Source organism: Ruegeria sp. PrR005 (assembly GCF_010500245.1).
In the GTDB taxonomy this organism is placed as follows: domain Bacteria; phylum Pseudomonadota; class Alphaproteobacteria; order Rhodobacterales; family Rhodobacteraceae; genus Ruegeria_B; species Ruegeria_B marisflavi.
The window spans coordinates 420,795-432,771 of record NZ_JAAGOX010000011.1; the positions used below are offsets into that span (position 1 = coordinate 420,795).

The 11,977-nt window shown below is 68.6% G+C and carries 7 protein-coding genes; 6 read left to right on the plus strand and 1 reads right to left on the minus strand.

Going from position 1 to position 11,977, the window contains the following annotated elements:
* Positions 1-3: 3 nt before the first annotated feature.
* The 6 genes from G0P99_RS08545 to G0P99_RS08570 are packed head-to-tail and all read left to right on the plus strand — an operon-like array spanning position 4 to position 10,620.
* On the plus strand, positions 4-1,011 hold the full coding sequence (locus G0P99_RS08545) for a glycosyltransferase family 2 protein (RefSeq protein WP_164128954.1): 1,008 nt from the start codon (positions 4-6) through the stop codon (positions 1,009-1,011).
* A complete protein-coding gene (locus tag G0P99_RS08550) occupies positions 1,008-5,606 on the plus strand; it encodes a MupA/Atu3671 family FMN-dependent luciferase-like monooxygenase (protein WP_164128955.1) in 4,599 nt (1,532 codons plus the stop codon). The genes G0P99_RS08545 and G0P99_RS08550 overlap by 4 nt, the downstream gene beginning before the upstream one ends.
* A complete protein-coding gene (locus tag G0P99_RS08555; RefSeq protein WP_164128956.1) occupies positions 5,603-6,274 on the plus strand; it encodes a 4'-phosphopantetheinyl transferase superfamily protein in 672 nt (223 codons plus the stop codon). Before G0P99_RS08550 ends, G0P99_RS08555 begins: the two co-directional genes overlap by 4 nt.
* Positions 6,275-6,305: 31 nt before the next feature.
* Positions 6,306-7,253, plus strand: a complete 948-nt coding sequence (locus G0P99_RS08560) for a hypothetical protein (RefSeq protein WP_164128957.1) — start codon at positions 6,306-6,308, stop codon at positions 7,251-7,253.
* Positions 7,250-9,778 carry a hypothetical protein gene (locus G0P99_RS08565; RefSeq protein ID WP_164128958.1) on the plus strand — a complete coding sequence of 843 codons (2,529 nt, stop codon included), beginning with the start codon at positions 7,250-7,252 and terminating at the stop codon, positions 9,776-9,778. The genes G0P99_RS08560 and G0P99_RS08565 overlap by 4 nt, the downstream gene beginning before the upstream one ends.
* Complete coding sequence (locus tag G0P99_RS08570; RefSeq protein WP_164128959.1) at positions 9,775-10,620, plus strand: glycosyltransferase; 846 nt, start codon at positions 9,775-9,777, stop codon at positions 10,618-10,620. Before G0P99_RS08565 ends, G0P99_RS08570 begins: the two co-directional genes overlap by 4 nt.
* A gap of 8 nt (positions 10,621-10,628) precedes the next feature.
* On the opposite strand, the gene G0P99_RS08575 is transcribed toward G0P99_RS08570, so the two are convergent.
* Complete coding sequence (locus G0P99_RS08575) at positions 10,629-11,828, minus strand: glycosyltransferase family 4 protein (RefSeq protein ID WP_164128960.1); 1,200 nt, start codon at positions 11,826-11,828, stop codon at positions 10,629-10,631.
* Positions 11,829-11,977 lie beyond the last annotated feature (149 nt).

Below are 11,977 nucleotides of genomic sequence, written 5' to 3' on the forward strand. Positions count from 1 at the left end.
CACATGACCGAGCCGACCGTCCTCACGGTTATCCTGAACTATCGCACCCCGGATCTGACGATCCGGGCCTGCGAGGCGGCCCTGCGCGACATGCAGGACCTGCCCGGCGAGGTGATCGTGGTCGACAACGCATCGGGGGACGGGTCGGTGGACCGGCTGCGCGAGGCCGCCGCCGCGCAGGGCTGGGACACGGGCGGCAGGTTTCGCATCGTCGAAAGCGGCCGCAACGGCGGGTTCGGCGCGGGCATGAACTTTGGCATGCGTGCCGGGCTGAGCAACGGATCGGCCCCCGATTTCTATTATCTTCTCAACTCGGATGCCTGGCCCGACCCGGGTTGCATCCGCGGGCTGCGCGATTTCCTGATCGCGACGCCCGGGGCCGGGTTGGCCGCCAGCGCGGTGCGCGGGGTCGACAACGACCCGCATCGCACCGCGTTCCGCTTCCCCTCGGCCAGCGGCGAATTCGAGGCCGCCGTGCGCACCGGCCCGATCTCGCGCCTGCTGCGCAACAGCATCATCGCCCTGCCGCAGCCGCAGACCCGGACGCGGGTGGACTGGGCCGCAGGCGCCAGCCTGATGATCCGGCGCGAAACCTTTGCGGCGACCGGCGGGTTTGACGAACACTTCTTTCTCTATTTCGAGGAAACCGACCTGTGCCGCCGCGCCGCCTTGGCGGGGTGGGAAACCTGGTACCTGCCCGACGTCGGCGTGATCCATATCGGCTCGGCGACCACCGGCATGAAGGCCTGGCACCGCACGCCGCAATACTGGTTCGATTCCCGGCTCTACTATTTCATCAAGAACCATGGCCGCGTCTACACCGTGGCCACCACGCTCGCCCTGATCGCGGGCACCCTTCTCTGGCGGTTGCGCCAGATGATCCGCCACAAACCGAATTCCGATCCGGACGGTTTCCTGACCGACCTGATCACCCATGCGACACGCCGCGCCCTGGGCCTTGCACCTGCGACCAAGACGCCCGTTGCAGCTTTTCCGGAGGACAGCAGATGAGTTTGACCCATGTTGTGATCGGTAACGAGTCCCTGCTGATCGGATGCAGCGAAATGCTGCTCGACCGCGGGCACCGAATTGCCGCCGTGATCTCACAGGATGACGAGATCCGAAACTGGGCCCGGGGCAAGGGCCTGCCGCAGGGCGAGCGGATCGCCGATCTGGCCCAGCTGGCGCCGGGTGGCTTCGACTGGCTCTTGTCCATCGCCAATCTCTCGGTGATCCCGGATGCGGTATTGGCCCTGCCCGCCAAAGGCGCGGTGAATTTCCACGACGGGCCGCTGCCGCGCTATGCCGGGCTGAACACTCCGGCCTGGGCGCTGATGGCGGGCGAGACCCGCTATGGCGTCACCTGGCACCTGATCGAGGGCGGCATCGACGAGGGCGACATTCTGGCGCAACAGATGTTCGACATCGACGAGGACGAGACCGCGTTTTCGCTGAACTCGAAATGCTATGGCGCGGCGCTGGACAGTTTCGCGCGCGTGGCCGACCAGCTGGAACAGGGGTTGGAGCGGCAGGCGCAGGACCTGAGCCAGCGCAGCTATTTCGGGCGCGACGACCGGCCCGCCGCTGCCGGGCGGCTGGATTTCACCAAACCCGCCGAGGCGCTGGCCGCACTGGTGCGCGCGCTCGATTTCGGCGATTACGCCAATCCGCTGACCTGCGCCAAGATCGCGGTTGCGGGCCAGGTGCTGGCCGTTTCCACCGCGCGGGTTCAGGGCCGCTCAGGCGCGCTGCCCGGCACGGTACAGGCGGCGTCCACCGATACCCTGACCGTGGCGACGGGCGAGGGCGATCTGGTGCTTGGCGGGCTGCGCGGGCTGGACGGAACGCCGGTTGACCTGACAGGGATGATCAAGCCGGGCGACCGGCTGCCTTCGCCCACCGGGGCCGAGGCGCAGGCGCTTGCCGCTGCGCTGACGGCGGCGTTGCCCGCCGAACGGCACTGGCGCAAGCGGCTTGTCGGGCTGCGCCCGCTGCCGGTGCCGCTGGCGCATGTCGGCCCTACCGGACCGGTTGTCGCCAACCGCATCTCGGTGCCGCATGGGCTGGGCGAGGACCGGCTGGCCACCGCGGTGCTGATCTGGGCGCTGCGCAGCAGCGGCGAGGAGTTCGGCGATATTGCCATGACCACCGGAGCCATCACCAAGGCCGCCGCAGACGGGTATCTGGGCGCCTGGGTGCCGCTGCGCCTGACCGAGGCCGCAACAGTTGAAGAGGCGCTAAAGCGCACCGCCGAAGGACTGGCAGGCGCGCGCACCAAAGGTGCGCCGCCCGCTGACCTGCCCCTGCGCGACCCGCGCATTGGCCGCTGCCCGGTGCCGCCGGTGGCGCTGGCGGTGGACGGCGGGGCACCGGTTCCCGGTGCGATCCTGACCGTGGCGCTGGCCGACGGCACCGCGACGTTGCACGCCGACAGTGCCCGGCTCGACCCCAAGGCGGTCGAGATCCTGGCCCGCCGGCTGGAAACGGTGATGTATGCCCTGACCCGCGCCAGCGGAGCGGATGGCGTGGCGGATCTGACCGTCCTGCCCGCCTCCGAACGCTCGACCATGCTGAGCGACTGGAACCGCACCGCGCGCGACTATGACCGCACCCTGACCGTGCATCAGGCGTTCGAGGCACAAGCCCTGCGCACACCCGAGGCAACGGCGCTGGTGTTCGAGGGCCAGAGCCTGACCTATGCCGCGCTCGACGCCCGTGCCAACGCTGTCGCCGCCCGGCTGCGCGACCTGGGTGTCGCGCCCGGCAGCCATGTGGGGGTCTATCTGGACCGCTCGCCCGAGTTGCTGATCGCCGCACTTGGCGTGCTCAAGGCGGGCGGCGCCTATGTGCCGCTCGACCCGGCCTATCCGGCCGACCGCATCGCGCACTACGTCAGCGACAGCCGCGCGGCGGTGATCGTGACGAGCGGCGCGCGCAAGCCCGGCCTGCCCGCGACCGAGGCCCATGTGCTCGACCTCGGCACCCTGTCAGAGGCGCACGCGGAACCTGTCGACGGCGGCGCCACCGCCGACGATCTGGCCTATGTGATCTATACCTCGGGTTCGACCGGCACGCCCAAGGGGGTGATGGTCGAACACCGCAACGTGGTGAACTTCTTTACCGGCATGGACGACCGCATCGACCATGCCAATGGCGGCGTCTGGCTGGCGGTCACCTCGCTCAACTTCGACATCTCGGTGCTGGAACTGTTCTGGACGCTGGCGCGCGGCTTCAAGGTGGTGCTGAGTTCCGACGAGAACCGCGCCGAAGTGTCAAAAGGCCCGATCGCGGTCAGCGACCGGCCCATCGACTTCAACCTGATGTATTGGGGCAACGATGACGGGCCGGGGCCGAAGAAATACGAACTGCTGCTCGAAGGCGCGAAATTCGCCGATGCGCATGGGTTCAACGCGGTCTGGACGCCGGAACGCCATTTCCACGCCTTTGGCGGCCCCTATCCGAACCCCTCCGTGACCGGCGCGGCGGTGGCCGCGGTGACGAAAAATCTCAGCGTGCGCGCAGGCTCCTGCGTCGCTCCGCTGCACCATCCCGCCCGCATCGCCGAGGAATGGGCGGTGATCGACAACCTGACCGGCGGGCGCGCGGCGCTTGGCATCGCCTCGGGCTGGCAGCCTGACGATTTCATCCTGCGCCCGGAAAACACCCCGCCGCGTAACAAGCCTGCCATGTTCGAGACCATCGAAACCCTGCGCAGGCTCTGGCGCGGCGAGGCGGTGGAGTTCGCCAAGGCCGACGGCACCATGCATTCGGTCGTCACCCAGCCGCGCCCGGTGTCGAAGGAACTGCCGCTCTGGGTTACCACGGCGGGCAACCCGGAGACCTGGCGCGAGGCCGGGTCCATCGGCGCCAACGTGCTGACCCACCTTCTGGGCCAGAGCATCGACGAGGTGGCCGACAAGATCCGCATCTATCACGCCGCCCTGCGCGAGGCGGGCCACGACCCGGCCGATTTCAAGGTGACGCTGATGCTGCACACCTATCTGGCAGGTACCCGCGAAGAAGCCGCGCGCGTCGCGCGCGAGCCGATGAAGGACTACCTGCGGTCGGCCGCCGGGCTGATCAAGCAATATGCCTGGGCCTTCCCCGCCTTCAAGAAGCCCAAAGGCGTGACCAACGCCTTTGAAATGGATCTGGGGGTGCTCAGCGGCGACGAGCTGGAGGCGATCCTCGATTTCGCCTTCGAGCGGTATTTCGAGGACTCGGGGCTGTTCGGCACCATCGGTGATGCGGTGGCGCGGGTAGAACAGCTCAAACGCATTGGCGTGGACGAGGTCGCCTGCCTTATCGACTATGGCATCGACCCCGCCGTGGTGCTGGAGGGACTGAAACCGCTGGCCGAGGTCTTGCGGCGGGTGCGCGCGCCCAGCGCGCTGGCCGAGGATGATTTCTCGCTGGCCGCGCAGATCGTGCGCCACGGCGTGACGCATATGCAATGCACCCCCTCGATGGCGCGGATGATCGCCATGAACGACGAAGCACGCATGGCACTTGGCCGGGTGAAGCACCTGCTGCTTGGGGGCGAGGCGCTGCCGGGCGATCTGGTCGAGGATCTGCGCGAGGCGACCGGCGCCCGCATCCTGAACATGTACGGGCCGACCGAGACCACGATCTGGTCCACCTGCGCGGCGGTGGGTCCCGGCGCTACAGGCACGGTGAATGTCGGCACCCCCATCGCCAATACCGCCGTCTATGTGCTGGACGCAGGCGGCCAGCCCTGCCCGATCGGGGTGCCGGGCGAGCTGTGCATCGGCGGCGAGGGCGTGACGCGCGGCTATTGGCAGCGCTGCGACCTGACCGAGGAGCGGTTCCCGCGCGACCCGTTCGCGGCCGAGGCCGGGCTGACCGTGACCGCCGCGCCGCAGATGTACCGCACCGGCGATCTGGTGCGCTGGCGCGCCGACGGGCGGCTCGACTTCCTTGGCCGCACCGATCATCAGGTCAAGATCCGCGGCCAGCGGATCGAGCTGGGCGAGATCGAGGCGGCGATGGCAGCTTATCCCGGCGTCACGGGCGCGGTGGTGATCGCCCGCGAGATGGGCGGCGATACAAGGCTGGTGGGCTATGTCACAACTGGCGGCCCGGTGTCGGACGCCGCGCTGCGCTCGCATCTGGCCGCGCGCCTGACCGAGGTAATGGTGCCCGCCCATATCGTGACGCTCGACGCCTTTCCGCTGACGCCGAACAAGAAGATCGACCGCAAGGCGCTGCCGGAACCGGTGCCGCAGCGCACGGTGCCGGCGGCCCCCTCCGAGCCGCCGACCGGGGCCGAGGCACAGATCGCCGCGATCTGGTCGCGCATCCTGGGCGTGGGCGACATTCGGCCGTCGGACAATTTCTTTACCCTTGGCGGGCATTCCCTGCTGGCGGTACAGGCGCATCGCGAGATCCGCGCGGCGCTGAACGTGCCGACCCTGCCGATCACCGACATCTTCCGCTTTCCGACGCTTCAGGGGTTGGCCGCGCATCTGTCGCAGGGCGTCGCACCTGCGGAACCGGCACAGCCGGTGGTCGATACCGCCGAGCGGGCCGACACCATGTCGCGGCGGCGCGCGATGCGCGCAAACCGGCAGGAACGGGTCAGGTGAGCGGCCCCGGCCCGACCGAGGCGCTGCTGCTCGCCTCGCCTCTGCTGGGCCGGGGGGCCGCCATTGCGGCGGCCGATCCTACGCGGGATTACAAGGTCTATCCCGAGGAACTGGCGGCGATCCCCGGCGCGGTGGACAAGCGCCGACGCGAGTTCTCGGCCGGGCGAACAGCCGCCCGGCTCGCCCTGCGCGAGCTGGGCGCGCCCGCCATGGCGGTGCCGATGGGCACCGACCGCGCCCCGATCTGGCCGCCGGGCCTGTTGGGGACGATCACCCATACAGGCACCGCCTGCCTTGCCGCCGTCGCCTGGGAAGGGGAGTTGCGACTGCTCGGCCTGGACCTCGAAGAGGACAGCCCGCTGGATCCCGACCTGATGCCGACGATCTGCACCCCGTCTGAGACCGCCTGGCTCGCCGGGCAGGACAACCGCGGACACTGGGCCAAGCTGATCTTTTCGGCCAAGGAATGCGCCTATAAGGCGCAGTACCGCATCAGTCGGACGCTGTTCGGCTTTGACACGCTGCGCATCACGCTCGACACGGCGAACAGGGGGTTCACCGCCACGTTCCGAACGGGCGTGCCCGGGTTCAAACGCGGCGACATTCTGCGCGGGCGTTTTGCCACCGGTCACGGGCTGATTGTCACAGCAATAGCCGAGAGTGCGTGATATCCCGGTGTGGCTGACCTAAGTGTAAACCATGACCCGATTGTTCGTTCTTATCCTTCTCGTTCTGGGCCTGCTGGCCTCGGCCTTCTGGTGGTTGTGGCTGCGGCCACGCCTGCCCGATCCCGCCGTCGTGGCCGCCGCCTATGCCCGCCCCCTGCCGCCGCCGCCGGGGCCGATGGCCGTGTTCCACCTGGGCCACAGCTTGGTGGGACTTGACATGCCCGCGATGCTGCAACAGCTCGCGCCACAGGGCCACAGCTATGACAGCCAGCTGGGCTGGGGCACCCCGATGAAGGCGCATTGGGAGGAGGACGAGCCGATCAAGGGCTTCGACGTGATGAACGCCCACCCCCGCTATCGTCCCGCGGACGAGGCGATCGGTTCGGGAGAATACGATGCCGTGATCCTGACCGAGATGCTCGAACTCAGGGACGCGATCAAGTATCTCGACAGTGACGACTATTTCACCAAATGGGCCGATCTGGCCCGGCAGGGGCGCCCGGACACGCGGGTGTTCCTGTACGAGACCTGGCACTGGCTCGACGATCCCGACGGCTGGCTCAACCGGCTTGACCGCGATCTGGTCGAGCTGTGGGAAAACGGCATCCTGCTTCAGGATCTCGCCCGCAACCCAGACCAGCCCGCGCATGTCATCCCGGTCGGACAGGTGCTGTCGCGCTTTGTCCGCGAGATCGAGGCGCGCGGCGGTGTCGGCGGCATCACCAGCGCCGAGCAATTGTTCGGAATCGACCCCGAGGGCAAGCTCGACCCGATCCACATGGGCGATCTGGGCAATTATCTGGTGGCGCTGACCCATTACGCCGTACTGTATCAGCGCTCGCCCGTAGACCTGCCGCATGAATTGCTGAAGGCCGACGGCACCCCGGCACAGGCCCCCACGCCCGAGGCCGCGCGCCTGATGCAGGAGGTGGTCTGGCAGACCGTGACCAGCTATCCCAAGACCGGAGTTCCGCAATGAACTGGATTGCCTCCCTGATCGGGGTCCTTTTCATCGGCCATTCGCTGTTCGGCCCGACCAATCCCGACATGCTGTCGGCGGTACTGGAGGATACCGGTGTCCGGGTCGAGGCGCAGATCATCAACGGTGCGCCGCTGTCCTACAACTGGGAAAACGGCGAAAAGGCCGAGGGCGTGAACGCGCAGGAGGTGCTCTCGGGCGGCGGCTTTGATGCCGTGATCCTGACCGAGGCGATCCCGCTCGCCAACCAGATCCAGTATAACGACAGTGTCGGTTATGCCCGGCGCTACTATGATCTTGCGGTCACGGCCAACCCGCAGGCGCGGGTGTTCCTGCAAGAGACCTGGCACGACCTGCGATCCGGCAGCGGTGCCCGGATCGAGCATGATGCGGGGGCGGAATTCCCCTGGCGCGAGCGGATCGAACAGGATCTGGCGCAATGGCAATCCATCGTCGACGGGGTGAATGAAACCCGCCCGACCGGTGCCCCGCCGATGCGGCTGTTGCCCGCCGGACAGGCGATGCTGGCCCTGACCGACGCCATTGCCGAGGGCACCGTGCCGGGGCTCGACCGCATTTCGCAGGTGTTTCATGACGACATCCACCCCAACGACCTCGGCTTCTACTTTCTAACCATGGTGCAATACGCGGCGCTGACCGGGGAGAGCCCGGTGGGCCTGCCGCACCGGCTGAAAGACCGCTGGGGCCGCGCCTTTGACGCGCCCAACCCGGCGCAGGCGGCCCGCCTGCAAACCATCGCCTGGGAGGCGGTGCAGGCCTATGTCCCTCCCGCCCCGCCCGCTCCGGTCGCGCCGAAACCGGAGCCGGAGCCGGAGCCGGTTGCTGTCGCAACCGAGACCGCCACGGCGCTGGAGCAAGGCTATGTCCCACCGCCCGAACCGGACGGGCCGGTCGCCCTCGCCATCGGGCTGGCCGGGGTCAACGACTGGTCGGTGCAGCAGCCCTTTCTCGACGTGTTCAAGACCGCCCGCCCCTGGATCGGCCACCTGCCCCGACAGTTCGGCGGCGCCAGCTATGACGATTTGCAAGCGGCAGGCTATCTGGACGAAAACGGCTGGCCGCAGGCGATCCCGCCCGAGCTGGGCTCGGTCGGCACGCTGATCCTGACTGACCTGCCGGTCGAGGCGACCTCAGTCGCCGGGCGCTATGTGCTGCGTTACGACGGCCAGGGCATCGTCGAGGTCACGGGCCGGGCCGAAAACATCCGCTATGGCAAGAACCGCGTCGAGTTCGATTATACCCCCGGCCCCGGTCTGGTCGATATCCGCATCCAGCGCACCCATCGCGGCGGCGACTATGTGCGCAACATCACCGTGGTGAAGGAAGAGAACCTGGCTGCCTTTGACGCGGGCGCGCGGTTCAACCCGGACTGGCTGGACCGGCTGCAAGGGTTCCGTGCGCTGCGCTTCATGGACTGGATGCAGACCAACAACTCGCAGCAAGCGGCCTGGGAGGGTCGTCCGAAACCAGCGGATTTCTCCTGGGCCGTCAAGGGCGTGCCGGTCGAGATCATGGTGGACCTCCTGAACCGTACCGGCGCGGATGGCTGGTTCAACATGCCCCACCTGGCCGATGACGACTATATCCGCCGCTTTGCCGAAACGGTGCGCGACACGCTCTGGATCGAACAGCGCGCCTATGTGGAACTGTCCAACGAGGTCTGGAACTGGCAGTTCACCCAGGCGCAATGGGCCGAGGATCAGGCCCGCGCGCGCTGGAACAAGAAGGACCACTGGGTCAGCTATTACGCCGCCCGCGCGGTCGAGATGGCTGATATCTGGACAGAGGTCTATGGCGATCAGGCCGAGGCGCGGCTGGTGCGGGTGATCTCGACCCAGACCGGCTGGATCGGGCTGGAAGAGATGATCCTTGACGCGCCTGCCTGGGTGGCCGAGGAACCGGGCCGGGCCGCGCCCGCCAGCCATTTCGACGCCTATGCCGTGACCGGCTATTTTGGCGGCACGTTGGGCTGGGAACAGCGCCTGCCGATGCTGCGGCAATGGCTGGCCGACAGTCGCGCCGAGGCGGCGGCGCAGGCCGAGGCCAAGGGGCTCACCGGGGCAGAGCGCGACGCTTACGTGGCCGAGCACCGGTTCGACCTTGCCACCTCGCTGGCCTGGGCCGAGCTGCGCGACGGCGCGGCCAGCGGTGACGCGACCGATACACTGGCCCAGAACCTTGGCACCCAACTGCCCTATCACGCCGCTGTGGCGGCAAAATACGGGCTGGACCTGATCATGTACGAGGGCGGCAGCCATGTGGTGGGGCTTGGCCCGCTGATCGACGACGAGGAGATCACCGCCTTTTTCACCCATTTCAACTATTCGGACGAAATGGGTGATCTCTATACCGATCTGATCCGGGGCTGGCATGCGGCGGGCGGCAAGTTGTTCACCGCCTATGCCGATGTCTACCGGCCCAACAAATGGGGCAGCTGGGGGCACCTGCGGCATCTCGACGATGCCAACCCGCGCTGGGACGCGCTGGTGGAGTTCCTCAGGTGACCCGGCACCTCAGCGTCATCATCCCGGCCCATAACGAGGCCGAGTGGATCGGCGATTGCGCCCATGCGCTGCTCACCTCCGATCCGCTGCCCGAGGGCTGGCGGGCCGAGGTGCTGGTGGTTGCCAATGGGTGCAATGACGACACCGCCGCGCGCGCCCGCGCGCTGGCGGGTCTTGCCGGTGAACGCGGTTGGGGCTGGACGGTGCTGGAACTGGCCGAGGGCGGCAAGCTCGGTGCGCTCAACGCCGGAGACGCCGCCGCGCAGGGGCCGCTGCGCGCCTATCTCGATGCGGATGTGCGGGTCGACCCCGGTTTGATGGCGGCGCTGGTGGCGGCGCTCGACACCGATGCGCCCCACTATGCCAGCGGCACGCCGCGCGTCGCCCCGGCCCGCAGCTGGATCACCCGCGCCTATGGCCGGTTCTGGCAGACCCTGCCCTTTGTCACCACCGGTGGGCCGGGGTTTGGCCTGTTTGCGGTGAACGCCGCCGGGCGCGCCCGCTGGCAGGGCTGGCCCGATATCATCTCGGACGACACCTTCGTCAGGCTCAGCTTTGCCCCCGCCGAGCGGCTGCGGGTCGCACCCGGCTACGACTGGCCGATGGTTGAAGGCTTTGCCAATCTCGTCCGGGTGCGCCGCCGCCAGAATGCAGGCGTGGCCGAGGTCGTGGCGCTGTACCCAAGCCTGACGGTAAATGACGGCACGCCCCGCCTGGGGCTGTCCGGCCTGACCCGCCGGATGCTGCGCGATCCGGTCGGGTTCGCGGTCTACGCCACCGTGGCGCTGGCGGTGAAAACCCCGCTTTTCCGCACGCGCAATCGCTGGGCGCGAGGCCGCTGAGGCAGGCGTCAGTGCTCCGGGAAGAGGCTCGCCAGTTTCGCCGCTTCGGTATCAATATCATGCCGCTCCAGCACCCGCGCGCGGCCCGTCTGTCCCATCCGGTCCAGCGGCGCCTGCCCGGCCTCGGCCAGCTCTGCCAATGCATCGGCCAGCGCCGCCGGATCCCCCGCCGGCACCAGCCAGCCAGTCTGGCCGGGCCGCACCAGCTCGGGCGTGCCGGCGACATAGGTGGCCACCACCGGACGGGCGGCGGCCATCGCCTCCATCACCACCATCGGCAGGCCCTCGGCAAAACTCGGCATCACCAGCGCATGCGCGGCGTCCAGCGCCGCGCGCACCCCCTCCTGATCGAGCCAGCCGGTGAGCGTGACATTGCCGCCCAGACCCAGCCCCGCAATCGCGCGCTCCAGATCGCCGCGCATTTCGCCGTCGCCCACCAGATCCAGATGCGCCTGCGGATGGGTCCGCACCAGCCGCGCCATCGCCTGCAACAGGATCATCTGCCCCTTCTGCTCGACGAAGCGCCCCACCGCGACCAGCCGCAGCGGCCCGCCCGGCACCGGCACCGGGTCGGCAAAGGCCGCGGGTTCGATCCCGCAATGGACCACCCGCAACCGGTCCCAGCCCGCAAACGCGGTCCATCGGCAAAGCTGGCTGCGGCCGAACTGGCTGACCCCTACGGCAAAGCGGGCGCGCGCCAGTTTCTCGGGCAAGGACAGCGCCGCCGGGGCGTCGAACTCCTCGGGCCCGTGCACGGTAAAGGAAAACCCCGGCCCGCCCAGCGCCTCGGCCAGCATCGCCACGGTTGCGGAATTGGTACCGAAATGGGCATGCAGATGGGTGACCCCGGCCGCGTGGCAGCGCTCTGCCACATGGGCCGCCTCGCCCAGATAGATCAGGTGCCGGAGCCGCCCCGCCGGGGACACCCCGCCACAACGCAACGCCAGCCGCAAAGCGGCAAAGCCCCGGCCCGGCGCCGCAAGGAACCGGCGCAACAGCGCCGCCCCCAGCCCCAAAGCGCCGCGATCCAGCACGTATTCGGTGCGCTCCGCCTCGGCCCGGTCGCGCGCGTCGACCAGCGGCGCCGCCGCGCGGCGCATCGCCAGCCGCAGGACCGGGACGCCCTGCCGCTCCAGCGCCTGCACCTCGCGCCGGATGAAACTGTGCGAGGGTTGCGGATAGGTATTCAGAACATATGCGATTGTCACGGCGGCGGGACCTGCGGCGTTGGCTTGGCCAAGACCTAGCGCGCGCCGGGCGGCGTGCCTACCCGCCGCCCTCAACCCGGCGCCCGCCTGTGGACCCCACGCCACAAGCGGGCGCGCGTCTCCTTCACTCTGATTGACCCGGGGCGGCC

Coding starts and splice junctions, on each gene's coding strand:
- G0P99_RS08545 (WP_164128954.1), top strand. CDS start 4: ATGACCGAGCCGACCGTCCTCACGGTTATCCTGAACTATCGCACCCCG.
- G0P99_RS08550 (WP_164128955.1), top strand. CDS start 1,008: ATGAGTTTGACCCATGTTGTGATCGGTAACGAGTCCCTGCTGATCGGA.
- G0P99_RS08560 (WP_164128957.1), top strand. CDS start 6,306: ATGACCCGATTGTTCGTTCTTATCCTTCTCGTTCTGGGCCTGCTGGCC.
- G0P99_RS08565 (WP_164128958.1), top strand. CDS start 7,250: ATGAACTGGATTGCCTCCCTGATCGGGGTCCTTTTCATCGGCCATTCG.